This window comes from Bradyrhizobium sp. sGM-13 (assembly GCF_018398875.1).
In the GTDB taxonomy this organism is placed as follows: domain Bacteria; phylum Pseudomonadota; class Alphaproteobacteria; order Rhizobiales; family Xanthobacteraceae; genus Bradyrhizobium.
In genome coordinates this window covers 1-22,753 of record NZ_JAGWDK010000026.1, presented here as the reverse complement: position 1 = coordinate 22,753, position 22,753 = coordinate 1, and the positions used below count along the sequence as shown (strand labels likewise).

General features: G+C 63.7%; 23 protein-coding genes. 13 read left to right on the top strand and 10 right to left on the bottom strand.

Translation table 11 applies throughout. From position 1 onward, the window contains the following. Positions 1–252: 252 nt before the first annotated feature. From zapE to KJQ96_RS29570, 3 genes are all read right to left on the bottom strand, one after another. On the bottom strand, positions 253–1,437 hold the full coding sequence (gene zapE / locus KJQ96_RS29580) for a cell division protein ZapE (RefSeq protein WP_213289893.1): 1,185 nt from the start codon (positions 1,435–1,437) through the stop codon (positions 253–255). Positions 1,438–1,648: 211 nt separating this feature from the next. Then, complete coding sequence (gene thpR / locus KJQ96_RS29575) at positions 1,649–2,185, bottom strand: RNA 2',3'-cyclic phosphodiesterase (RefSeq protein WP_213289892.1); 537 nt, start codon at positions 2,183–2,185, stop codon at positions 1,649–1,651. A 180-nt stretch (positions 2,186–2,365) separates the two neighbouring features. Continuing rightward, complete coding sequence (locus KJQ96_RS29570) at positions 2,366–3,091, bottom strand: arylesterase (protein WP_213289949.1); 726 nt, start codon at positions 3,089–3,091, stop codon at positions 2,366–2,368. Between KJQ96_RS29570 and KJQ96_RS29565 the strand changes: the two genes are divergently transcribed. The 4 genes from KJQ96_RS29565 (at position 3,090) to KJQ96_RS29550 (ending at position 8,029) form a co-directional block, all read left to right on the top strand. Continuing rightward, entirely contained in the window at positions 3,090–3,803 is a 714-nt protein-coding gene (locus KJQ96_RS29565; protein ID WP_213289891.1) for an ABC transporter ATP-binding protein, read from the top strand. The genes KJQ96_RS29570 and KJQ96_RS29565 overlap by 2 nt on opposite strands. Beyond that, positions 3,800–6,370: an ABC transporter permease gene (locus KJQ96_RS29560; RefSeq protein WP_213289890.1), complete on the top strand. Its 2,571-nt coding sequence runs from the start codon at positions 3,800–3,802 to the stop codon at positions 6,368–6,370. Before KJQ96_RS29565 ends, KJQ96_RS29560 begins: the two co-directional genes overlap by 4 nt. A 253-nt stretch (positions 6,371–6,623) precedes the next feature. Then, a complete protein-coding gene (locus tag KJQ96_RS29555; RefSeq protein ID WP_213289889.1) occupies positions 6,624–7,415 on the top strand; it encodes a Bax inhibitor-1/YccA family protein in 792 nt (263 codons plus the stop codon). Positions 7,416–7,498: 83 nt separating this feature from the next. Then, the gene (locus KJQ96_RS29550; RefSeq protein WP_213289888.1) at positions 7,499–8,029 is read left to right on the top strand and encodes a GNAT family N-acetyltransferase; all 531 of its coding nucleotides are present in this window, start codon (positions 7,499–7,501) and stop codon (positions 8,027–8,029) included. A gap of 170 nt (positions 8,030–8,199) precedes the next feature. Here the strand turns inward: KJQ96_RS29550 and KJQ96_RS29545 are convergent, their stop codons facing one another. From KJQ96_RS29545 to acnA, 3 genes are all read right to left on the bottom strand, one after another. Next, positions 8,200–8,571 carry a DUF2794 domain-containing protein gene (locus KJQ96_RS29545; protein WP_213289887.1) on the bottom strand — a complete coding sequence of 124 codons (372 nt, stop codon included), beginning with the start codon at positions 8,569–8,571 and terminating at the stop codon, positions 8,200–8,202. Between the two features lie 420 nt (positions 8,572–8,991). Continuing rightward, positions 8,992–9,753, bottom strand: a complete 762-nt coding sequence (locus tag KJQ96_RS29540) for a thioredoxin family protein (protein WP_213289886.1) — start codon at positions 9,751–9,753, stop codon at positions 8,992–8,994. 158 nt (positions 9,754–9,911) lie between these two features. Then, on the bottom strand, positions 9,912–12,632 hold the full coding sequence (acnA, locus tag KJQ96_RS29535; protein WP_213289885.1) for an aconitate hydratase AcnA: 2,721 nt from the start codon (positions 12,630–12,632) through the stop codon (positions 9,912–9,914). A gap of 225 nt (positions 12,633–12,857) precedes the next feature. Here acnA and ccmA point away from each other — a divergent pair, with 225 nt between their 5' ends. The 6 genes from ccmA to KJQ96_RS29505 all read left to right on the top strand — a co-directional run bounded on the left by ccmA (position 12,858) and on the right by KJQ96_RS29505 (position 16,304). Continuing rightward, positions 12,858–13,460 (top strand): heme ABC exporter ATP-binding protein CcmA, encoded by a 603-nt coding sequence (gene ccmA / locus KJQ96_RS29530; protein WP_213289884.1) that lies wholly within the window; start codon positions 12,858–12,860, stop codon positions 13,458–13,460. Next, complete coding sequence (ccmB, locus tag KJQ96_RS29525; RefSeq protein WP_213289883.1) at positions 13,457–14,125, top strand: heme exporter protein CcmB; 669 nt, start codon at positions 13,457–13,459, stop codon at positions 14,123–14,125. Before ccmA ends, ccmB begins: the two co-directional genes overlap by 4 nt. Before the next feature lie 83 nt (positions 14,126–14,208). Continuing rightward, positions 14,209–14,940, top strand: coding sequence for a heme ABC transporter permease (locus KJQ96_RS29520; protein ID WP_213289882.1), 732 nt, complete (start codon positions 14,209–14,211; stop codon positions 14,938–14,940). A 1-nt stretch (position 14,941) separates the two neighbouring features. Next, entirely contained in the window at positions 14,942–15,121 is a 180-nt protein-coding gene (gene ccmD / locus KJQ96_RS29515; protein WP_028348482.1) for a heme exporter protein CcmD, read from the top strand. Then, complete coding sequence (locus KJQ96_RS29510; protein ID WP_213289881.1) at positions 15,121–15,705, top strand: DsbE family thiol:disulfide interchange protein; 585 nt, start codon at positions 15,121–15,123, stop codon at positions 15,703–15,705. Before ccmD ends, KJQ96_RS29510 begins: the two co-directional genes overlap by 1 nt. A 239-nt stretch (positions 15,706–15,944) precedes the next feature. Then, positions 15,945–16,304 carry a helix-hairpin-helix domain-containing protein gene (locus tag KJQ96_RS29505; protein WP_213289880.1) on the top strand — a complete coding sequence of 120 codons (360 nt, stop codon included), beginning with the start codon at positions 15,945–15,947 and terminating at the stop codon, positions 16,302–16,304. 188 nt (positions 16,305–16,492) lie between these two features. Here KJQ96_RS29505 and KJQ96_RS29500 read toward each other — a convergent pair whose 3' ends face one another. Both KJQ96_RS29500 and ftsY read right to left on the bottom strand, forming a co-directional pair. Continuing rightward, positions 16,493–17,095, bottom strand: coding sequence for a septation protein A (locus tag KJQ96_RS29500; protein ID WP_213289879.1), 603 nt, complete (start codon positions 17,093–17,095; stop codon positions 16,493–16,495). Beyond that, positions 17,095–18,039: a signal recognition particle-docking protein FtsY gene (gene ftsY, locus KJQ96_RS29495; RefSeq protein WP_213250916.1), complete on the bottom strand. Its 945-nt coding sequence runs from the start codon at positions 18,037–18,039 to the stop codon at positions 17,095–17,097. Before ftsY ends, KJQ96_RS29500 begins: the two co-directional genes overlap by 1 nt. 109 nt (positions 18,040–18,148) lie before the next feature. Between ftsY and KJQ96_RS29490 the strand changes: the two genes are divergently transcribed. Then, positions 18,149–18,832: an RluA family pseudouridine synthase gene (locus tag KJQ96_RS29490; RefSeq protein ID WP_213289878.1), complete on the top strand. Its 684-nt coding sequence runs from the start codon at positions 18,149–18,151 to the stop codon at positions 18,830–18,832. Positions 18,833–18,935: 103 nt separating this feature from the next. Here the strand turns inward: KJQ96_RS29490 and mtaB are convergent, their stop codons facing one another. Both mtaB and dapF read right to left on the bottom strand, forming a co-directional pair. Then, a complete protein-coding gene (gene mtaB, locus KJQ96_RS29485; RefSeq protein WP_213289877.1) occupies positions 18,936–20,201 on the bottom strand; it encodes a tRNA (N(6)-L-threonylcarbamoyladenosine(37)-C(2))-methylthiotransferase MtaB in 1,266 nt (421 codons plus the stop codon). A gap of 5 nt (positions 20,202–20,206) precedes the next feature. Then, a complete protein-coding gene (gene dapF, locus KJQ96_RS29480) occupies positions 20,207–21,091 on the bottom strand; it encodes a diaminopimelate epimerase (protein ID WP_213289876.1) in 885 nt (294 codons plus the stop codon). Positions 21,092–21,273: 182 nt separating this feature from the next. Here dapF and KJQ96_RS29475 point away from each other — a divergent pair, with 182 nt between their 5' ends. Together KJQ96_RS29475 and KJQ96_RS29470 are read left to right on the top strand one after the other, a co-directional pair. Beyond that, a complete protein-coding gene (locus KJQ96_RS29475; RefSeq protein WP_213289875.1) occupies positions 21,274–21,981 on the top strand; it encodes a GyrI-like domain-containing protein in 708 nt (235 codons plus the stop codon). Positions 21,982–21,986: 5 nt separating this feature from the next. Next, positions 21,987–22,682, top strand: coding sequence for an SIMPL domain-containing protein (locus KJQ96_RS29470; RefSeq protein ID WP_213289874.1), 696 nt, complete (start codon positions 21,987–21,989; stop codon positions 22,680–22,682). Positions 22,683–22,753 lie beyond the last annotated feature (71 nt).

Sequence of the window (22,753 nt, the reverse complement as noted above, 5' to 3'; positions counted from 1 at the left end):
GGGAAATTTGTCCTTCTGAGACGAAGAGTGAGGGGTGGATAATCAGTCGGATGGCTGGTTATCCCTTTCGAATGGCCGGTTCAAGCCGGGGCATGCCCGATTCTAAGGCCGCGCCTGGAATTCGGTCAGGTATGCCAACGCGCACTGTCATTCCGGGGCGCGCGACAGCGGAATCCAGAAGTTGTGGCTCGAGATTCTTAGGGGCGCAAGGGCGCCCCATAGTTCGCGCTTCGCGCGCCCCGGAATGACGGATCAAGTCTCCACCAACCCGGTGCTCGAGCCGCTGGCTGCGGAATCTTTCCGTCCGTGCGGCAGCGCCAGGTAGGACTCAGAGCTCATTTCGATCAGACGCGACGCGGTCCGCTTGAACTCGTTGGCTTCAACGCCCTCGGCAGCGACATACAGCGACACCGGATCGGCCTCGGCCGAGGCCATCAGCTTCACGGCATTGTCGTAGAGCGTGTCGATCAGCGAGATAAAGCGCTTGGCGGCGTTGCGCTCGGCGTAATCCATCACTGGAATGCGATCGATCAGGATGGTGTGATAGTCGTGCGCCAGCCGCAAATAGTCCGACGCGGCCAGCGGCCTTTCGCAGATATCGGCAAAGGAAAATCGCGCCACGCCGTGCGCCGAACAGGGCACCCGCAGAACGCGGCCCTTGATCGCAATGTCGCGCGGCTTGCACGGCGCGTTGCCGGTCATCTTGCGCCAGGCGCGGTCGAGCGCGGCGCCGGCTTCGTCATCCGGCGGCACCAGCCACATCTTCACGCCGGCCAGTTTTTCCAGCCGGAAATCGGTGCGGGCATCGAGCCGCAGCACATCCATGCGGTCTTCGATCTGCGAGATGAACGGCAGGAAAAGCGCGCGGTTGAGCCCACCCTTGTAGAGGTCTTCGGGGGCGACGTTCGAAGTCGCGACCACGACGGTGCCGAGTTCGAACAGTTTTGAGAAAAGCCGGCCCAGGATCATGGCATCGGCGATGTCGGTGACGTGGAATTCGTCGAAGCACAGCAGCCACGCCTCGTCGAAGATCGCGTTGGCCGTCAGCTCGATCACGTCGCTATCTGCGATTTCGCCGCGCGCGATGTTCTGGCGATAGGCGTAGATCTTCTCATGCGCCTCGGCCATGAATTCGTGGAAATGGGCGCGGCGCTTGCGCTGGACCGGGCACTGCTGAAAGAACAGGTCCATCAGCATGGTCTTGCCGCGGCCGACCTCGCCGTGAATGTAGAGCCCGCGCGGCGGCGGCTCGCTTTTGTCGCCGAACAATCGGCCGAGCAGGCTCAACTTGCGCGCCGGCTTGTAGCTCGACAGCCGCTCTTCAAGCGCGGCAAACGCCTCGGCAGCTTCCGCCTGCGCGGGATCGGCCTCGATCGCGCCGGAGGAAACCAGAGCCTGATAGTGTGCGCGGAACGAGGTGGGGTCAGTCGACAGCATGGCCCCTTTCGGCCTCAAGCGAACGGAAATTGCAAGCCGTGAATTGGTGCTGGGGGTATGCAGATGAAGCCATTCCCGGATCGTCATCCCCCGCGCATGCGGGGGATCCAGTATGCCGCGGCCTCTCGGATCTATATCGGGCGCCTCTGGTATACTGGATCATCCGCTTTCGCGGATGATGACAGCAGGAGAATGCGGCGACCGCCTGCCCTCACGCGCTCAGCGCATAGGAATCCTCGACCACATAGGGCCCGCCGCCGGTGGACGCGCGGGACGAGAACAACACGAAGCGCGAAGCCCAGAACGTGCGGCTCGGGAAATAGCCGCGCACCGAGAGATAATCGGCAACGTCCTGGCTCGAGGCGTCATACAGCCGCGCCAGCGTCACATGGGGAATGAATTTGCGCCCTTCGGGATCGAGCCCGAGCCGCTGCATCAGCCGTTCGAGTTCGGCCTGCAGCTCGATCAGCGGCCGGCTCGGCTCGACGGAAGCGACCACGGCGCGCGGTTTCTTGCCGCCAAAGCTCTGCAGGCCCTGCACCTTGACCTCGAACGGCTTGCGGTTGACCCGAAACAGCATCGAGGCGATTTCATTCGCCGACATGCCGTCGATATCGCCGATGAAGCGCAAGGTGACGTGATAATTTTCGGGATCGATCCAGCGTGCGCCGGGAAGGCCGCCACGCAAATTGGAAAGGCTCTGGCCGATCTCGGCCGGAATTTCCAGTCCAGCAAACAAACGCGGCATCGCATGACTCCCGATGCTTGGGCATGACCTTGAAAAGGCCCATGTCCTGTAACAGCGCCCGGTGACGAATCACCGATAGTTATTTTCTATCCGACTTATGTGACTCTGCGAAGCACGAGGGGCGAGCACTCCGCAATGCTACGGGAAAACCTTTGGGTAACCTCATTCGTTGCTGCTTTTTCAACTCCGCTGCCCGGAGATCGTGCCGATAAATGCCTCCACCATGGGCAGAATATTCTTCACGATGATATCGACACCCTCGGCGGTCGGATGAATTCCGTCGGCCTGGTTGAGCTTGGCTTCACTGGCAACCCCCTCCAGGAAAAATGGGTAGAGCGGCACGCCGAACGATTTGGACAGCTCCGGATAGATGGCGTTGAAGCGCGCCGCATATTCGCTGCCGTAATTGGGCGGCGCCAGCATCCCGCACAAGAGAACCGCGATCTTGCGCGCCTTCAGCCGTGTCAGGATATCGCTCAGCGCCGCGCGGGTGACGGCGGGGTCGATCCCGCGTAGCGCATCGTTGGCGCCGAGCTCGAGAATCACCGCCTCGGTTCCCTCCGGGACCGACCAGTCCAGCCGGTCGCGACCGCCGGACGTGGTATCGCCGGATACCCCGGCGTTGATCATGTCGACCTTTATCCCCTTTTCGCTTAACGCTTTTTGCAGGCGGGCGGGGAACGCCGCCGGCGCAGATAGGCCAAGGCCAGCGCTCAAGGAATCACCGAGGACGACCATTTTGACCGGTTTATCGGGTGCAGTTTTATCGGGTGCAGTGGCCGGAGCTTGAGTCTGGGCCAAAACCGGCCCGGCCGTCATCAAAGCCACAATCAACACGCGTATGTGCGCAAACATCCGTTTCAAGCCCTCGACCCGAGCGGTGGAAGTGCCATATGACCGAGCCATGGACAGTCTCATCGAACCCTCTTCACTGACCGGCATCGGGCCGGACACCATTTCCATCTCCAACGTCAACCTCTCGCTCGGCACAGGCGCCGCCCGCGTTCATATCCTGAAAGATATCAGCCTTCGTGTGGCATCCGGCGAGGCGATCGGCCTGATCGGGCCGTCAGGTTCGGGCAAATCGACCTTGCTGATGGTGATGGCGGGGTTGGAACGTCCTGACAGCGGAGAGGTGGTAGTCAACGGCACGCCGTTCAATGCCCTCGACGAGGACGCCCTCGCCCGCTTCCGCGGCCGCCAGGTCGGCATCGTGTTCCAGTCGTTTCACCTGATCCCGACCATGACGGCGCTGGAAAACGTGGCCGTGCCGCTGGAGCTTGCCGGTAGTCCCGACGCGGCGGAGCGCGCGGCGAAGGAACTGGCGTCGGTCGGCCTCGGCGAGCGCCTGCATCATTACCCGACCCAATTGTCCGGTGGCGAACAGCAGCGCGTGGCGCTGGCTCGCGCCCTGGCACCCGATCCCGCCATTCTGGTCGCGGACGAGCCGACCGGCAATCTCGATGAAACCACCGGCAAGCAGATCGTCGATATGCTCTTCACCAAACATGCCGAGCGCGGCATGACGCTGGTGCTGGTGACGCACGACAGCTCGCTGGCGCAGCGCTGCGACCGGGTGGTGCGTCTGCGCTCCGGCCGGATCGACGGGCACTCATGACGGCGATTTCCGAGCCGGTCTGCAAGAGTCGCGCATCCTCGCTGGCGCTGCGTTACGCGCTTCGCGAATTGCGCGGCGGCCTGCGTGGCTTTTACGTCTTCATCGCCTGCATCGCGCTCGGCGTCATGGCAATCGCCGGCGTCGGCTCGGTGGCGGCAAGCCTGAGCGAGGGTCTGACCCGCGAGGGCCGCACATTGCTCGGCGGCGACGTCGCATTCTCGCTGATCCAGCGCGAAGCCAAGCCGGAGGAACTCGCCTTCCTGCGCGCGCGGGGCCAAGTGTCGGTTGCGGCCGCGCTGCGGGTGATGGCCCGCGCCAGCGACGGCAAGCTGGCGCTGGTCGAACTCAAGGCGGTCGACGGCAACTATCCGATGCTCGGACAGTTGACGCTTGATCCCCAGATGCCGATGTCGGATCTGCTCGCTGAACGCGACGGCGCGTTCGGCGCTGCGGTCGATTCCACCCTGCTGGCGCGGCTCGATCTCAAGCTCGGCGACCGCATCGGCATCGGCAATGCCACGGTCCAGATTCGCAGCGTGGTTGGCGCCGAGCCGGACAAGCTCGCCGGCAATGTCGGCCTGGGGCCACGCGTATTGGTCAGCGAGCAGAGCCTGCGCGCCAGCGGATTGCTGCAGCCAGGCAGCCTGGTGCGCTGGATGTACCGGGTAAAATTGCCGGACAATGCGGCCGACGAACGCGCCGCCGCCCAGTTGGTTAACAGCGCCCGGAGTGCCTTGCCGGAAGCCGGCTGGTGGATCCGCAGCCGCGACAATGCCTCGCCGCAGCTCGAACGCACCATCAACCGCTTCACGCAATTCCTGACGCTGGTTGGCCTCGCGGCCCTTCTGGTCGGCGGCGTCGGCGTCGCCAACGCCGTCAAGAGCCATATCGATCGCCGCCGCGACGTCATCGCCTCGTTCAAGGCGCTGGGCGCCACCGGGCGCGACGTCTTCACCATCTACCTGACGCAGGTGATCGTGCTCGCCGGGATCGGCTCGATGATCGGGCTTGCCGCCGGCGCGGCCTTGCCGTTTGTCATCGTCGGCCTGTTCGGCAAGCTGCTGCCGCTACCGGTGATCCCTGCCCTGCACGCCGACGAGCTGGCGCTTTCGTTCCTCTACGGCCTGCTCACCGCGCTCGCTTTCGGGCTGTGGCCGCTCGGCCGGGTCCATGATGTCCCGGTCGCGGCATTGTTCCGCGAAGAGGTCGCCCGCGAATGGCACCGCCCGCGCTGGAGCTATCTCGCGCTGATGGCCGTGGTGATCGTGCTCCTGGTCGCGGTCGCGATCGGGCTGGCCTATGACAAGCGGGTCGCCGCCGTGTTCGTCGTTGCTTCGGTTGCGGTGTTTGCGCTGTTGCGCGGCGTCGCCGCCGGCCTGATGGCGCTGGCGCGGCGCCTGCCGCGGTCCAGCATCACCATGCTGCGGCTGGCGATCGCCAATATCTACCGGCCCGGGGCGCTGACGCCGTCGGTTGTGATGTCGCTCGGGCTTGGGCTCGCGGTCCTCGTCACCATCACCCAGATCGACGGCAATCTGCGCCGGCAGTTCCTGGCCGCACTGCCGGAGCGCGCGCCCTCGTTCTACTTCATCGACATTCCGACCGCCGACGCCGACCGCTTCGGCGCCTTCCTCAAGCAGATCGCGCCGCAATCCACCGTCGACGACGTGCCCATGCTGCGCGGGCGCATCGTTGCCGCCCGCGGCGTCAAGGCGGACGAACTCAAGCCCTCGCAGGATACCGAATGGGTGCTGCAGAGTGACCGCGGCCTGACCTATACCAGCGAAGTTCCAAAAGGCTCGAAGGTGGTCGAAGGCGAATGGTGGAGCGCGGACTATAAGGGGCCGCCGCTGGTCTCGCTGGAGAAGAAGATCGCCGACGGGCTGAAGCTCAAGATCGGCGACGAGATCGTCGTCAACGTGCTCGGCCGCGACATCCCGGCCAAAATCGGCAATCTGCGCAACGTCGACTGGCAGGGGCTCGGCATCAATTTCGTGCTGGTGTTCTCGCCCAACGCCTTCAAGGGCGCGCCGCACAGCCATGTCGCGACCCTATCCGAGGTCCACCCCGACCCGGCAGGCGACGCCCGAATCATCAAGCAGGTGGCGGACGCCTTTCCGATGGTGACCAGCGTTCGGGTCCGCGAAGCGCTCGAGACCGTCGGCACCGTCGTCACCAACCTCGTGCTCGCCATCCGCGGCGCCAGCGCGGTGACCCTGATCTCGGCGATCCTGGTGCTCGGCGGCGCGCTCGCCGCCGGCCATCGCCACCGGGTCTATGATGCGGTCATCCTGAAGACGCTCGGCGCAACCCGGGTGCGTCTGCTCGGGGCCTATGCGCTCGAGTACCTCATGATCGGCCTCGCGACGGCCATATTCGGCGTGATCGCGGGCTCGATCGCGGCGTGGCTGATCGTGACCAGGCTGATGACGCTCGGCTTCATCTGGCAGGCCGGCAGCGCGGCCGGGGTGGTCGCAGCCGCCCTGATCGTCACGGTGGGGCTGGGGCTCGCCGGAACGTTGTTGGCCCTGAACCAAAAGCCGGCCAGCGTGTTACGGAATTTGTGACAATTTGTAGCGGCGAAAGGCCGGGGTTAATACTGCCTTTACCCGGAAATCGCCGCGAGAAGCGACATTCAGCCGCGCGTGGAAGCTTGCATCGAATGTGCTAGTTTCCCACATACCAGCCAAGATCAGTTGACCGGGTTGATGACGTAATATTCGTAGTATTAACGTCGGCAGATCGGGACATCTGAGATAGAAATCCAACCGGCGCCGCAAACCCCTTGCGCTCCGCCGGGCAACCAACGGGAATTCGACCATGTCGGACCTAGACCGTAACTACGTATCTCCTTTCGGCCGGGCTGCCGGACGCGTTGACGCCGCGGCCGTCGATGCCGGTCTGCGCGCCTACATGCTGCGCATCTACAACTACATGAGCATCGGCCTGGCGATCACCGGCCTCGCGGCGCTCGGCGTCTACATGGCCGCGGTGACGACCGACCAGGCCGGGGCCGCTGCCAGATTCGGCAACGCCTACCTGACGCAGTTCGGCTACGCGATGTATGTCAGCCCGCTGAAGTGGCTGTTCATCCTCGCGCCGCTGGCGATGGTGTTCGCGATCTCGTTCGGCATCAACCGGCTGCGGCCTGCGACAGCACAATTGCTGTTCTGGGCCTTCTCGGCGCTGATGGGCATTTCGCTGTCGTCGATCTTCCTGGTGTATACGCACACCTCGATCGTCCGGGTGTTCTTCATCACCGCGGCGACCTTCGGCGCACTGAGCCTCTACGGCTACACCACCAAGCGTGACATGAGCGGCATGGGGTCGTTCCTGTTCATGGGCCTGATCGGTGTCATCATCGCGAGCCTGGTCAACCTGTTCCTGGCAAGCTCGATGCTGCAGTTCATCGTCTCGGTGGTCGGCGTGCTGGTGTTCGCGGGCCTCACCGCCTGGGATACCCAGCGGCTGAAGAACGAGTACATCTACGGCTACGCCTCGGAGGGCGGCGAGATTGCTGAGAAAGCGGCGATTACCGGTGCGCTGTCCCTCTACCTGAACTTCATCAACCTGTTCACGCTGCTGTTGCAGCTACTCGGCCAGCGCGAATAAGCGCTACCGACCAGGTATGAGTTGAAGCCCCGGCCTTGCGGCCGGGGCTTTTCTTTTGCGCGCAGCAAAAATATCCTGCCGGCATGTCCACGCATGAAATCCGGCCTGCCACCGAGGCCGACCTCCCCGCCATCACCGAGATCTACGAGCACGCTGTGCGCTACGGCACCGCTACGTTCGAACTCGTCCCGCCCGACCTCGCCGAAATGACCCGGCGGTTCAGGACGCTGTCGGATGGCGGCTTTCCCTATTTGGTCGCCGTCGTCGAAGGCCAGGTGATCGGATACGCCTATGCCGGCCCCTACCGGCCACGGCCGGCCTACCGCTTCACGGTGGAGAATTCGGTCTATTTGAAGCCGGCCACGCACCGGCGCGGCATCGGCCTGCAACTGATGCAGCGGCTGATCGCCGAATGCGAGGCGCGCGGCTACCGGCAGATGATCGCGGTCATCGGCGACTCCGCCAATGCCGGCTCGATCGGCGTTCACACCAAATGCGGCTTCCAGATGATCGGGACGCATCCCAGCGTCGGCCTCAAGTTCGGCCGCTGGCTGGACACGGTCATGATGCAGCGCGCGCTGGGCGAAGGCAGCACGACGGTCCCCGCTTCGTAGACTGGATAACGCGTGGCGCCTCTTTCGCGGTACACCGGCAGGGCCCAGACTCAAAATCGCGAAAACAACCCCATGCAAAGTAGAATGGGCCCCGGCTCGCAGGGTAGCAGTCCAGGGAGAGATGGTGGGCACGGCGCAAGTGCGCCTTTGCCCACCCTACAGCGGCCCGCCTACACCACCGCCAGCTTGCGGTCGATTACCAGCAGCACGCGTTCGAGCTCGTGGCCGCGACGCAGGATCAGTCCGGTCGCCGAGATCACGCTGTACATGCCCTGCTTGCGCGCGAGCCGCGGATCTTTCTCGATGCGGTAGATCGGAACTTCGGAAGCGCGGCGGAATACGGAGAACACCGCGCGGTCTTTCAGAAAGTCGATGGCATAGTCGCGCCACTCTCCGTCGGCGACCATGCGCCCATACAGATTGAGGATACGGTTGAGTTCGAGACGATTGAACGTGATGCGATTCGGCGGCGTGCTCGCAGTGGCGACGCGCGCCACTGCGCGGCTATCGCTCGGATCGATGTCCTCCGATATCAGGGTCATGGAGCGCCTCCTGTCATCCAATTTACATGATCGCGCTAACCGCAGGACGCCGCAAGGGGGTGTAAATACGAAGGAAACTGCGGCGGATGGCTCGATATCGCTGGAAATATCGATTCACGGGATCGTTAGCGGAATCTTATTGCTGCCCTACTTCCGCCAACCGTCCGCCCCGCTAGATTGCGAAAAGAAAATCCTGCGTTGGCCCGGTCCTTTCGGTTCCGGATTCCTCAGCCCCCAGCCCCCCGGGGCCGTCGGGATCGGGCCTGTTCGCAGGAGGGAGTTAATCCCGATACTGGGCCAACGAAAGTTGGTCCTTTTTCGTTTGGGGGACTGTTCTCGCGGATGTCACGCGCGGCTCTGACTTCGCCGATTGTGCGACGCTAATTCAGAGAAAAGCTAGGCCCCGTAGCCCGGAGCCAACTAGCGCAGCGCAGTCATGGCGGCGCCGAGCATCGCGCCCGGCTTGTCGCGACTGCCGTCCTGGACGTAGACGACCGCGGCGTCCACGCCGTCGCGTGAAATATTTTCAAGCGGAATGGTCCAGCTTCCCGAACCGCCGTCCCAGTCGCCGACCTTCACGAGGTTGCGTACCACGTTGTAGTAGGTGAGTTGCTGGCCGCGATTCTCGCCGCGCCCGATCGAGATCGGCACCGCCTTCGAGACCGAGCAGATCCAGACTTCGCCCCGGCCCGCCGTCGGCACCTTGCTCGCCTCTACCGAGATACTGAGCAGCTTGCCGGACAACGTCATCTTAACCGGCACCGACATCACGCCTTCAGTCTTGCTGGTATTCTTGATGGCGCTTTCGATGGCGGCGCGATCGCTGCCGATCACCTGCGCCGAGCCGTTGACGATCATCTGCGGCGTGTAGAGGTTACGATCGCCACGCACATGCGAATAGGCCTTCTGACGCGCGCTGAAACGCGAGTCCGCCAGCGTGTCCTTCCAGCCAAGATAGTCCCAGTAGTCGATCGGCATGCTCAGCGCGATGATGGACGGATCCTTGGCGAGCTCGCCGACGATCTGGTCGGCCGGCGGGCACGACGAACAGCCTTGCGAGGTGAACAATTCGACCACGGTGCGCGGATCGGCATGAGCCGGGCGGATGATGGCGATGATCGCGCAGACGCCGAGCGCGCCGGACCATCGCGATATGCAGTTGTAGGCCATCATCGCTGTCATCGTGCGAACCAGGCGTAGCGTTTTCCATCCGTATTTGTACGGGGCATGATTTGATATCCCAAAGGTGTGCCCCAGACGCACGAAAGCGGCCCTGTCATAGGCCGCCTTCTCCTTGCTCGCTACTCACTTCGAAGTGAGGCACCGATCACAAATCCGCGTCAAGCCGCGAGTTTGCGCAGCACGTAATGCAGAATGCCGCCGTTTCGGTAGTACTCGAGCTCATCAAGGGTATCGATGCGGCAGAGCAGCGGCACGCGCTGCAGCGAACCGTCGCCGGACACGATCTCGGCCGTCAGGGTCTGGCGCGGCTTCAAATCACCCTGGAGCCCGCGAATCGTCACCGTCTCGTCGCCCTTGAGGCCGAGCGATGTCCACGACGTGCCGTCCTCGAAGGTCAGCGGCAATACGCCCATGCCGACCAGGTTGGAGCGATGGATGCGCTCGAAGCTCTGGCAGATCACGGCGCGGACGCCGAGCAGACGGGTGCCCTTCGCCGCCCAGTCGCGCGAGGAGCCGTTGCCGTATTCGGCGCCCGCGAACACCACCAGCGGCACGCTTTCCTGCTGATACTTCATCGCCGCGTCGTAGATCGACATCTGCTCGCCGTCGGGCCAGTGCTTGGTTAGTCCGCCCTCCGGAATATTGCCGTCAGCGCCCTTCAGCATGAAATTCTTGATGCGGATGTTGGCGAAGGTGCCGCGCATCATGATCTCGTGATTGCCGCGCCGCGTGCCGTACTGGTTGAAGTCGGCGGGGCGCACCTGGTGCTCGCTGAGGAATTTTCCAGCCGGCGAAGTCAGTTTGATCGAGCCGGCCGGCGAGATGTGGTCGGTGGTGATCTTGTCGCCGAACATCGCCAGGATCCGCGCGTCGACCACGTCCGAAATCGGATCGGGCTGCTTCTTCATGCCTTCGAAATAGGGCGGGTTCTGCACATAGGTCGAGCTCATGTTCCAGCGATAGGTTTCGCTCTCGACCGTCTTGATCTTGCGCCAGTTGGTGTCGCCCTTGAACACGTCGGCGTAGCGCTTCTTGAAGATCGTGGCTGTCACGAACTTCTTCATGAAAGCATTGATCTCCTTGGTGGTCGGCCAGATGTCCTTCAGATACACCGGCTTGCCGTCCTTGCCGGTGCCGATCGGCTCGACCGCAAGGTCCTTGGTCACCGTGCCCGCCAGCGCATAGGCGACGACCAGCGGCGGCGACGCCAGATAGTTTGCCTGCACGTCCGGGCTGACGCGGCCCTCAAAATTGCGGTTGCCGGACAGCACGGCCGCGGCAACGATGCCGTTGTCGTTGATCGACTTCGAAATGTCCTCCGGCAGCGGTCCCGAATTGCCGATGCAGGTGGTGCAGCCGAAGCCGACCAGGTTGAAGCCGACCTTGTCGAGATCCTTCTGCAGGCCGGAATTGGCCAGATATTCCGCAACCACCTGGCTGCCCGGAGCGAGCGAGGTCTTCACCCACGGCTTCGCCGTCAGCCCCTTGGCGGCGGCATTGCGCGCCAGCAGGCCCGCGCCGATCAGCACGCTCGGGTTGGAGGTGTTGGTGCAGGAAGTGATCGCGGCGATCACCACGTCGCCATGGCCGAGATCGAAATCCCGGCCCTCGACCGGATAGCGGCTCGCAGCCGAGTCGGGCTTCTTGTACTCGCTGGTGAGCGCGGTCGCGAAGCCAGTGGAAACCGCCGGCAGCGCAACACGGCCTTCGGGACGTTTCGGGCCCGCCATCGACGGCACGACGTCCTTGAGGTCGAGCGTCAGGGTTTCCGTGAACACCGGGTCGGCGGATTTCGCTGTGCGGAACAGGCCCTGCGCCTTGGCGTAGGCCGCCACCAGCGCGACGCGGTCGGCCTTGCGGCCCGAGGTCTTGAGATAATCGATGGTCGCGGCATCGACCGGGAAGAAGCCGCAGGTGGCGCCGTATTCCGGCGCCATATTGCCGATCGTCGCCTTGTCCGCCACGGAGAGATAGTCGAGGCCGGGGCCGAAGAACTCGACGAATTTGCCGACCACGCCCTGCTTGCGCAGCATCTGCGTCACCGTCAGCACGAGGTCGGTCGCGGTGACGCCTTCCTTGAGCTGGCCCTTCAGCTTGAAGCCGACGACTTCCGGCAGCAGCATCGACAGCGGCTGGCCGAGCATGCAGGCTTCCGCCTCGATGCCGCCGACGCCCCAGCCGAGCACGGCAAGGCCGTTGACCATGGTCGTGTGTGAATCGGTACCAACAAGCGAATCGGGGTAGGCGACCTCGAAGGTGCCGGTCTTTTTGCCGACCGTCATTTTCTCCTTCTTGGTCCACACCGTCTGCGCGAGATATTCGAGATTGACCTGGTGGCAGATGCCGGTGCCGGGCGGCACGACGGAGAAATTCGAGAACGCCTTCTGGCCCCATTTCAGGAATTCGTAGCGTTCCTGGTTCTGCTTGTATTCCTCGACGACGTTCTTGCCGAACGCCTTGTTGTCACCGAAGAAGTTGACGATGACGGAGTGGTCGATGACGAGATCGACCGGCACCAGCGGGTTGATCTTCTCGGCATCGCCGCCGAGCGCCTGCATCGCGTTACGCATCGCGGCGAGATCGACCACCGCCGGCACGCCGGTGAAATCCTGCATCAACACGCGCGCCGGGCGGAACGCGACCTCGTGCTCGAGCTTGCGCTTCCGGAGCCATTTCGAAACCGCGACGATGTCAGCCTTCTTGACCGTGCGGTCGTCCTCGTTGCGCAGCAGATTTTCGAGTAGCACCTTCATCGAATAAGGCAGCTTGGAAATCCCCTTCAGACCGTTCTTCTCGGCGGCGGGCAGGCTGTAATAAACATAGGTTTTGCTGCCGACCTTGAGGGTCTTGCGGCATTTGAAGCTGTCGAGCGAGGTCATGTCAGGAAATCCCAAATTCTAGTTATACCCGGCAAGGGTATTTTAACACCGTCAGCGGAAGGCTGGCTTCTTGGCTTGCAGCCGCCGATTGTGTGCTGCATCAAGTTCCGGGCTTATAGAATCTTTCTAGAAGCGCCGCCACAGCGACAAACGTGCTGCAGCAATGCGGTACCCACAAATTCTGACGCGCTACCCATCAATTTCAGAGGGCTGTGACGAAGCAAAATGCGGCTCTCGGGGCGCCAAATCAGTTGTGTCAGAGGCGGCCGAGAGGTGTTCTCGGGCCTCGATTTCGCGGCCGCTTCCGGCGAAGTGCTGGCCGTGGTCGGCCCGAACGGCTCGGGCAAGACCTCGCTGTTGCGCCTCATCGCGGGTCTCCTGGTGCCGGGTGGCGGATCGATCGGCCTGGAAGGTGGCGAGGCCGAGCTGACCTTGCCGGAGCAATCCCACTATCTGGGCCACCGCGATGCATTGAAGCCTGCGCTGAGCGTTGCGGAAAACCTGTCGTTCTGGCGGGATTTTCTCGGTGGGGCGACCGGCGACGTCAAAGAGTGCCTCACCGCTGTGGGGCTCGGCCACGCCACTTATCTGCCGGCGGCATTCCTCTCGGCCGGCCAGCGGCGCCGGCTGTCGATCGCGCGGCTGCTGGTGGTACGGCGGCCGGTCTGGCTATTGGACGAGCCGACATCAGCGCTCGATACCGCCGGACAGGGACTATTCGTGGGCGTGATGCGCGAGCATCTGGCCAGCGGCGGGATCATTGTTGCGGCTACCCACACACCGCTCGGGATCGAAGCGAGCGAACTGCGGATGGGGGGCGGGAAGTGACCCCCCTCGCCGCACTGATTCGCCGGGACATCAAAATCGCACTCCGCGTCGGCGGCGGGGCGCTGATCGGCGTGCTGTTCTTCCTCACCGTCACAGTGCTGATGCCGTTTGCCATCGGGCCCGATCTACCACTGTTGGCCCGGCTCGGCCCCGCCATACTCTGGCTCGGCGCGCTGTTGGCCAGCCTGCTCACGCTCGATCGGCTGTTCACGGCCGATCATGAGGACGGCTCGCTTGACCTGATCGTGATGGGGCGGACACCGTTGGAACTCGCATGTGCCGCGAAAGCGCTGGCGCATTGGCTCGCAGCCGGCGTGCCGCTGATCGCGGCGACGCCCGTGCTCGGGCTGTTGCTCAACCTCGACGCCGCGGCGACCTCGGCGGTGGCGCTGACCCTGCTGGTGGGGACGCCAGCGCTGACGTTCACGGGCATGATCGGCGCGGCGCTCGCTGTGACATTGCACCGCGGGGGCCTTCTGCTCGCGGTGCTGGTGCTTCCGCTATCGATCCCGGTGCTGATCTTCGGCGTTGCAGCCTCGCAGGCGGCCATTGCCGGCCCGCTATCGTTTGGAACTCCGTTTTCGATCCTTTGCGCGCTCTCGCTGGTTAGTTTCGTGGTCGGACCGTTTGCCGCTGCGGCCAGCCTGCGGCACGGTCTGGACTGATATGCCGATCAACTCTGGCGGAGGGGATGTGAAACAAACCATGCCGCATTGCCTGCTCCGCCGCTGACGACTATCAGGATGCCATGACGCTGATCGACCTCGCCAATCCCTCGAAATTTCTCGCGCTGACGGCGCGCGCGCTGCCGTGGCTTGCGGGCGCGACCGCGATCCTTTTGCTGGTCGGTTGCTATCAGGCGGTGATGGCCCCCGACGATTACCAGCAGGGCGCCACCGTGAAGATCATGTTCATTCACGTGCCGAACGCGTGGCTTTCGATGTTCGTCTGGGGCGTCATGAGCGTTGCCGCGCTGGGCACGCTGGTATGGCGGCATCCGCTCGCCGATGTCGCGGCCAAGGCCGCCGCGCCGATCGGAGCGGCGTTCACGTTTCTGGCGCTGGTCACGGGTTCACTGTGGGGGCGGCCGATGTGGGGCACCTATTGGGAATGGGACGCGCGACTCACATCGGTGCTAATCCTGTTCCTGATGTATCTCGGCCTGATGGCGCTATGGCGTGCGGTGGAGGACCCTTCGCGGGCAGCACGGGCCGCCGCCGTGCTGACGCTGGTTGGCGCGATCAACCTGCCGATCATCAAGTTCTCGGTCGACTGGTGGAACACGCTGCATCAACCGTCATCAGTACTGCGGATGGGCGGACCTTCGCTCGACAAGGCGTTCCTGATTCCATTGCTCGTGATGGCGGTCGGTTTCTCGCTGCTGTTCATGACGCTGCACCTGGCGGCGATGCGCAACGAGATCCTGCGCCGCCGCGTGCGCAGCTTGCAGATGATGCAAGCCAGCCAGCAGGCGGCATGACGTGACCTCGCTCGGACCCTATGCCTCGTTTATCGTGACCTCCTACGCGCTGGTCGCGGCGACCGTGCTGATCCTGATCGGCTGGATCGCGCTCGACTATCGACATCAGAAGGAGCGCCTGCGCGAACTCGAGGCCTCTGGCGTGACCCGGCGCTCCGGCCGCCAGGCGACGGAGATTTGATGAGCGCGCCCGCAACATCGGATCGACCGCACAGCCGACGCTGGTTGGTGGTGCTGCCGCTGATCGGCTTTCTGGCGGTCGCCGGACTGTTTCTGTTGCGGCTTTACGGCGGTGATCCCTCAAAAATCCCTTCCGCCCTGATCGGCCGGCCGGCGCCGCAAACCGCGCTGCCGGCGCTGGAGGGCCTCGTCCATAACGGGACGCCCGTGCCCGGCCTCGACCCGGCCGTGTTCAAGGGCAAGGTTTCCGTCGTCAACGTCTGGGCGTCCTGGTGCGTGCCATGCCACGATGAGGCGCCGCTGTTGACCGCGCTGGCCAGCGACACACGGCTGCAGATCGTCGGCATCAACTACAAGGATTCTCCCGATAACGCCCGCCGCTTCCTCGGCCGCTACGGCAATCCGTTCACCGTCGTCGGCGTCGACGGCAACGGCCGCGGCTCGATCGAATGGGGCGTTTATGGCGTGCCCGAAACCTTCGTGGTCGGCCGCGACGGCACCATCCGCTACAAGCTGGTCGGGCCGGTGACGCCGGCCAATCTCGATAGCGTGCTGAAAGTCGAAATCGAGAAGGCGTTGAAGTGACGACGTAGTAGTCATTCCGGGATGGTCCGAAGGACCAGACCTCAGATGCACAATTGCGCATCGGGGAATCTCGAGAATCCGGATTCGATGCTGCGCATCGCTCCGGAATGACGCTGCGAAAATTGAATCCAAATATTCTTCCGCTTTTATCTATCGTTCATTTCGCGGCCATGGCGCCGCCATGAATTCACAGCTAGCTTTGGTGCGTTACCTGAACCGTCCTTGGGAGGGACACCCATATGCGTCATCTCACGCTCGCTTCTCTTCTCGCCACCGCGCTCACGCTCGGCATGATGTCGGCAACGCCGTCGATGGCCCAAACCGCGCAGCCTCCGGCCAAGTCCGACAGCAAGATGGCTCCCGCGCCAAAGGCCTCGGAGTCGAAGATGGCGCCGGCGCCGAAGGCCGAGCTGCTGGACATCAATTCCGCGACCGCCGAACAGCTCGATGCGCTGCCGGGCGTCGGGAAGGCCTATTCGGAGAAGATCATCAAGGGCCGCCCGTACAAGGGCAAGGACGAGCTGGTGCAGAAGAGCATCGTCCCGCAGGCGACGTACGACAAGATCAAGGACAAGATCATCGCCAAGCACAAGGGCTGAGGCCGTTTGCTTAACCTCTCCCCGTTCTTTACGGGGAGAGGTTAAAATTCGCGCGAAGCGGGAATTTCGGGTGAGGGGCCGAGAAGGCGCTCGCCACAACCGATGGTGCTTACGACGAGAGGCCCCTCGTCCCGACCCTCTCCCCGCAAAGAGCGGGGCGAGGGAGTAGAGCCGCACAAGCGGCCCAATTATCCCTTGCTCACGTCACCCGCCTCGGCCTCGCTGACCTCCAGCGAAGCCGGTTCCAGATGATAGCGCTTGATCAGCGGCATCTGTGTTACGGCAAACAGCATCGTCAGCGGCACCATGCCGAAGACCTTGAAGGTAACCCAGAAGTCGGTGCTTTGCGTGCGCCAGATGATCTCGTTCAGCACCGCCATCGCGAAGAACCATAACGCCCAGCGCGCGGTCAGGATGCGCCAGCCGTGCGGGGTGAGATTGAACATCTGATCGAACATGATGGCGATGAAGGAGCGGCCGAACAGCAAGCCGCCACCGAGAATGGCGGCGAACAGCGTGTAGACGATCGTCGGCTTCATCTTGATGAAGGTCTCGTCATGCAGGATCAGCGTCAGCGCACCGAACACGACGACGACGACCGCAGTGACGATCGCCATCATGGGCACATGCCGTGTCACCATGTAAGACGCGACCATCGCAGCCACCACCGCCACCATGAATACGCCCGTGGCGACGAACAGGTTGGACTTGGCATTGGCGACGAAAAAGATGAGCAAGGGACCGAGTTCGGTCGCAAGCTTGAACAGCGGATGCGGTACTTTCTTGTCCATTACTCGATTCCTGCAATCGCGTTCGCAAAGTCGCGGGCGGTGAAAGGCGCGAGATCGTCGATGCCTTCGCCGACGCCGATGAAATGCACCGGCAATTTGAATTTCTCCGCCAGCGCCACCAGAATGCCGCCGCGCGCAGTGCCGTCGAGCTTCGTCATCACAAGCCCGGTGACGCCAGCGGTACGATGAAACGCTTCGACCTGCGACAGCGCATTTTGTCCCACCGTCGCATCGAGCACGAGCAGCACCGCATGCGGCGCCGACGCGTCGACCTTCTTGATGACGCGAACGACCTTTTCCAGTTCGTTCATCAGTTCGGCCTTGTTCTGCAGCCGTCCCGCCGTATCAACCAGCAGCACATCGAGCTTTTGTTCCTTCGCCGCGCTCAGCGCGTTGAAGGCGAGGCTCGCCGAATCCGAACCTTGCGCGCCGGCAACGACCGGCGATTTGGTGCGCTCGCCCCACACCTTGAGCTGTTCGATCGCGGCGGCACGAAACGTATCGCCCGCCGCCAGCATCACCTTGCGTCCCTCGGCGCTCAGTTTCGCGGCAAGCTTGCCGATGGTCGTGGTCTTGCCGGAGCCGTTGACGCCGACCACGAGGATGACAAACGGCTTTTGCGCCGTGTCGATCTCCAGCGGCTTCGCCACCGGCGCTAACACCTTCTCGACCTCGGTCGCGACGACCGTCTTCACTTCGTCGGCGGAAATCGCCTTGTCATAGCGGCCGGCGCCGACCGCATCCGCGATCCGCACCGCGACCGCGGTGCCGAGATCGGCGCGCAGCAGCACATCCTCGATATCGTCGAGCATGGCGCGGTCGAGCTTGCGCTTGGTGACGAGGTCGGCGACGGCCGTACCGAGCGAACTCGACGTCCGCTTCAGGCCGCTCGAAAGCCGCCGCCACCAGCTCAGTTTGGGGGTTCCAGGAGTGGTATCGCTCATGTCGGGGACGTGTTAGCGGTTTCGCGCCATGAGCGGAAGTCACAACAAATCCTTTGCTGTTCCCGGGACATCTTTTGATGTTCCCAGGGCATCAATTGACGTCCAGGGATTGACGGCAGACGAAATCCTGGCCCGCGTGCTCCATCGCGACGGGCTGATGCTGGTCATCGACAAGCCGGCCGGCCTGCCGGTGCATCGCGGCCCCAAGGGCGGCGCCAATCTGGAGGCGTCGTTCGACGCCTTGCGGTTCGGCCTGCCGCGCCCGCCGGTGCTGGCCCACCGGCTCGACAAGGACACCTCAGGCTGTCTCGTGTTGGGGCGCCACCGAAAGGCCACCGCCTCGCTCGGCCTCTTGTTCAAGCACGGCAAGGTCGAAAAGACCTATTGGGCCGTGGTCGAAGGCGGACCTGCCGAAGATGAAGGCACCATCGACATGCCGCTCGGACGCCTGAATGCCGAGCGCGGCTGGTGGCAGAAGCCGGACCCGGAGGGCCAGAAAGCCATCACCACCTGGAAAGTGCTCGGCCGCGGCGACGGCCTCGCCTGGCTGGCGCTGGAACCGGTGACTGGCCGCACCCATCAATTGCGGGTGCACACCTCAGCGATGGGCTGGCCGATTGTCGGCGACAACATTTACGGCAACGGCCCAAGGTTCGGCGAGCCGATCCTGCATCTGCATTCCCGCGAGATCGTGGTTCCGATTTCGAAGAACAAGGAGCATGTGCGCGTGGTAGCGCCGACGCCGGAGCATATGCGCGAGCGGTTGCGAAAGTGTGGGTGGAACGGTGAGTAGTCGTTCGTAGCCGACCACGCGCCCCAACTACCGCTGTCATCATCCGCGAAAGCGGATGATGGAACGCCCGGTCAAGCCGGGCGATGACAGCAGAATTGGCGGCTCACACCGATAGCCGCGCACCATCGTGGCCCTTGATCACGAGCGGCATCACGGCACCCGGCTTTTCGCCTGATATCGCCACCGGCAGAAAATGCTCGGTGCGACCCTGTTTGTCGCTCTCGATCAGAACCTGACGCGTCGCGCCGACCTCTGCCGACAGCCGCCGCTGCAATGCGGCCTCGCCCACCGCGCGCAACCGCTTCGCCCGCGCCTTGATCACCTCACCCGCCACCTGCGGCATCCGTGCGGCCGGCGTACCCGGGCGCTTGGAGTAAGGAAACACGTGCAGGAAGGTGAGGTCGCACTCCTCCACCAGGTCCTGCGAGCGCGCGAACATTTCTTCCGTCTCGGTCGGAAAGCCCGCGATGATATCGGCACCGAGCGTAATGTCCTGGCGCAATCGCCGCACCTGCGCGCAGAATTCGATCGCATCATGGCGCGAATGCCGCCGCTTCATCCGCTTCAAAATGAGATCATCGCCGGATTGCAGCGACAGGTGCAGATGCGGCATCAGCCGCTCATCCTCGGCAATGACGTCGAGCAGATCGCGGTCGGCCTCGATGGAGTCGATCGACGAAATCCGCAGGCGCTTCAACTCCGGCACGTGGCGCAAAATCTGTTTTGTCAGTTGCCCGAGCTTCGGCGCCCCCGGCAGATCGGCGCCGTAGCTCGTCAGATCGACACCGGTCAGCACGATCTCGGCATGGCCGCGCTCGGCGAGCGCCTGCACCTGATCCACCACCGCCCCCATCGGCACTGAGCGCGAATTGCCGCGGCCGTAGGGGATGATGCAGAAGGTACAGCGATGGTCGCAACCGTTCTGCACCTGCACGAACACGCGCGGCAAGCCGGCCTTGAATCCGTCAAGCAGATGCGGCGCCATCTCCTTGACCGCCATGATGTCGGCGACCGCGATCTTTTCGCTTGTCCCGACGCCAACGCCCAAGTCGAACGCCGCGCGCGCATCGCGCCAGGCTTCGCCCCGCATCTTGTCGTCATTGCCGACGACGCGATCGACCTCGGCCATTTCGGCAAACATTTCTGCTTGCGTCTGCGCCGCGCAGCCGGTGACGACGATGCGCACATCCGGCCGTTCGCGCTTCAGCCGGCGGATCGATTGCCGCGCCTGCGCCACGGCCTCATTGGTGACCGCGCAGCTATTGATGACGACGGTATCGGAAAGCCCGGCGCGTTCCGCCTCGCGGGCGATCACCTCGGATTCGAAGGCGTTGAGGCGGCAGCCGAACGTGAGGACGTCGACGCTCATGGCGCTCAGGCGACGTTGGCGAACAGCGCGGGATCGAAGCGGCCTTCATACTCGAAATCGGCCGTCCCCGTCATCAGCACGTGGTCGTCGCGCTCGCGCCATTCGATCGCAAGCTTGCCGCCGGGCAGCGTGATCTCGACCGAGCGATTGGCGCGCTTCAGCCGGGCGGCGGCGACCGCGGTCGCGCAGGCGGCCGAGCCGCAGGCCTTGGTCAAGCCGACGCCACGCTCCCAGGTGCGGATCGTGATGTGATCGCGATCGACGATATGGGCGAGCGTGATGTTGGCGCGCTCCGGAAAGATCGGGTGGTTCTCCAATAGCGGCCCGAAGCGCTCAAGGTCATGCGCATTCACATCGTCGACCCAGAAGATCGCATGCGGATTGCCCATCGAGACGACCGACGGCGAATGCAGCACCGGCGCATCGATCGGCCCGACCTGCAGTTCGATGTAGCGGGTGTCGCGAAATTCCTCGGCCAGCGGAATATCCTGCCAGCCGAACTTCGGCGCCCCCATGTCGACGGTGTAGAGATCGGGCGCCGGTCCCTGCCAGCAATTCAACAGCCCGGCGCGGGTCTCGAACGTCACGGCGGTTTGGCCGGTCTTCTCGAACAGGCGGCGCACCACGCAACGCATGCCATTGCCGCAGGCGCCGGCTTCCGAGCCGTCATTGTTGTAGATGCGGATGAAGGCCTCGGTGCCCGCGAGCCGCGGCGGGTGCAATACCATCAACTGGTCATAGGGCACGCCCGCGGGCGAGGCCACGGCGCGGGCGTCCTCCGGCGTCACGGCGGCTTTCGAACCAGCGTTGGAGTCACGCAGGTCGACCACGACGATTTCGTTGCCGATGCCGTTCATTTTGGCAAATGCGTGGTTGGCCAGCGCGCTCATGGAATTTCCCAACTTATGCCTGCCTTATATGGCGAATGATGGCGCGTTGACCAGTGCAAGGACCTATGACGCATCTGTCATGGGACGAAAACGGCCCTTGCGTGTTAGGAATAGCGCCCATACTGGCGGGCGCGGGCCCGGACATGCCGCCGCCAGGTGGGGGTGGATGGAGAATACCTGAAATGAACCGTATCAGCACTTTCCGTGCGGCCGTCGCCGCGCTCGCCATGGTTGCGCTTGGCGGGGCCGCACTGGCGCAATCGCCGGCGCCCTCAGCCCCTCCGGCCACTAGCCCGGCGGCGACGCCCAGCCCGGCACCATCGGCGGTGCCGGTCCCGCCGCCAGCAGAAACCAAGTCCCCGGCGGATGTCCCGACCGCGGAGAAAGCCCCGACGCCCGTGCCCCCGCCGCCCGCAAGCGTCCAGAACGCCGACCCCTTCGGCGAGGAGTTCATGCTGGAGCCCAAGAAAGTCTTGGTGATGAAGGGCACCGCCAACTGGGATGCGGCGTTCGACACCCTGATCGATTCGTTCAAGGCGCTGACCGCGCTGCTCGACAAGCAGGGCATCAAGGCCACGGGCAATTCGATGATCGTCTACACTTCGACCGACGATACCGGTTTTACGTATCTGGCACAGATTCCGGTCGACCAGGACGTCAAGAACCTGACCAAGGACATCAGCATGGGCAAGTCGCCCGAGGGCAAGGCGCTGAAGTTCGTCCATCGCGGCTCCTATGACAACATGGACAACACCTATGAGGCGATCACCAACCACCTGGACGACAAGAAGCTGGAAGCCAAAGACACCTTCATCGAGGAATACATCACCGATCCCCTGAAGACGGCGGAGGACAAGCTGGTGATCAACGTCTATGTGCCGCTGAGGTGATCGGGATGAAGCACCCGCTTGCACTTGCCGTCGTTGCCGCTACGTGGCTCGCCGCGCCGGCATTGGCGCAGACGGTGCCGCCGCCCGCGATCTCCGTGACCGGCGAGGCGAACGTATCGGTGGCGCCCGACCAGGCCCAGATCGACGGCGGCGTGACGTCGGAAGCCAAGACCGCGCGCGAGGCGTCGGACGCCAACAACGCTGCGATGGGCAAGGTGCTACTGGCGCTGAAGGGCGCCGGCATCGAAGAGAAGGACTACCAGACCTCGCGGCTGTCGCTGCAGCCGCAATCTGCGCCAAATCGCGCCGGCCCCTCGCCCATCGTCGGCTATCGGGCCAGCAACCGCGTTACGGTCAAGATCCGCGACGTGACCAAAGTTGCGAACGTGATCGACGTACTGGTCGCCGCCGGCGCCAATGACATCGGCGGCATCCACTTCAGCGTGACGCAGGCATCCAAATATCTCGACGAGGCCCGCGAGAAGGCGGTCGCGGACGCCCGCCGCAAGGCCGAGATTTACGCCAAGACCGCCGGCGTGACGCTCGGAGAACCCATCAGCATCACCGAGGAAGGCGCACCCACGCCGCTCTTCCGCGGCAAGATGGCAGCCCCGATGGCCGCCGCCGCACCGGTGGCGCAAGGCGAGGAGACGCTCTCGGTGACGGTGCTCGTGTCCTGGGCGATCAAGGGGAGCCAGTAATGTCGTCCCTGCGAAGGCACTAGGGCATGCACACATTTCTGAGGGTCCATCCGATTGCGACGGCATGGAAG

Coding starts and splice junctions, on each gene's coding strand:
- ftsY (WP_213250916.1), bottom strand. CDS start 18,039: ATGAGCGATACCACTCCTGGAACCCCCAAACTGAGCTGGTGGCGGCGG.
- KJQ96_RS29540 (WP_213289886.1), bottom strand. CDS start 9,753: ATGACAGCGATGATGGCCTACAACTGCATATCGCGATGGTCCGGCGCG.
- KJQ96_RS29550 (WP_213289888.1), top strand. CDS start 7,499: ATGTCCACGCATGAAATCCGGCCTGCCACCGAGGCCGACCTCCCCGCC.
- KJQ96_RS29565 (WP_213289891.1), top strand. CDS start 3,090: ATGGACAGTCTCATCGAACCCTCTTCACTGACCGGCATCGGGCCGGAC.
- KJQ96_RS29555 (WP_213289889.1), top strand. CDS start 6,624: ATGTCGGACCTAGACCGTAACTACGTATCTCCTTTCGGCCGGGCTGCC.
- KJQ96_RS29510 (WP_213289881.1), top strand. CDS start 15,121: ATGAGCGCGCCCGCAACATCGGATCGACCGCACAGCCGACGCTGGTTG.
- KJQ96_RS29475 (WP_213289875.1), top strand. CDS start 21,274: ATGAACCGTATCAGCACTTTCCGTGCGGCCGTCGCCGCGCTCGCCATG.
- KJQ96_RS29500 (WP_213289879.1), bottom strand. CDS start 17,095: ATGGACAAGAAAGTACCGCATCCGCTGTTCAAGCTTGCGACCGAACTC.
- zapE (WP_213289893.1), bottom strand. CDS start 1,437: ATGCTGTCGACTGACCCCACCTCGTTCCGCGCACACTATCAGGCTCTG.
- KJQ96_RS29560 (WP_213289890.1), top strand. CDS start 3,800: ATGACGGCGATTTCCGAGCCGGTCTGCAAGAGTCGCGCATCCTCGCTG.
- KJQ96_RS29520 (WP_213289882.1), top strand. CDS start 14,209: ATGACGCTGATCGACCTCGCCAATCCCTCGAAATTTCTCGCGCTGACG.
- mtaB (WP_213289877.1), bottom strand. CDS start 20,201: ATGAGCGTCGACGTCCTCACGTTCGGCTGCCGCCTCAACGCCTTCGAA.
- KJQ96_RS29505 (WP_213289880.1), top strand. CDS start 15,945: ATGCGTCATCTCACGCTCGCTTCTCTTCTCGCCACCGCGCTCACGCTC.
- dapF (WP_213289876.1), bottom strand. CDS start 21,091: ATGAGCGCGCTGGCCAACCACGCATTTGCCAAAATGAACGGCATCGGC.
- KJQ96_RS29545 (WP_213289887.1), bottom strand. CDS start 8,571: ATGACCCTGATATCGGAGGACATCGATCCGAGCGATAGCCGCGCAGTG.
- KJQ96_RS29570 (WP_213289949.1), bottom strand. CDS start 3,091: ATGGCTCGGTCATATGGCACTTCCACCGCTCGGGTCGAGGGCTTGAAA.
- KJQ96_RS29470 (WP_213289874.1), top strand. CDS start 21,987: ATGAAGCACCCGCTTGCACTTGCCGTCGTTGCCGCTACGTGGCTCGCC.
- thpR (WP_213289892.1), bottom strand. CDS start 2,185: ATGCCGCGTTTGTTTGCTGGACTGGAAATTCCGGCCGAGATCGGCCAG.
- acnA (WP_213289885.1), bottom strand. CDS start 12,632: ATGACCTCGCTCGACAGCTTCAAATGCCGCAAGACCCTCAAGGTCGGC.
- ccmA (WP_213289884.1), top strand. CDS start 12,858: ATGCGGCTCTCGGGGCGCCAAATCAGTTGTGTCAGAGGCGGCCGAGAG.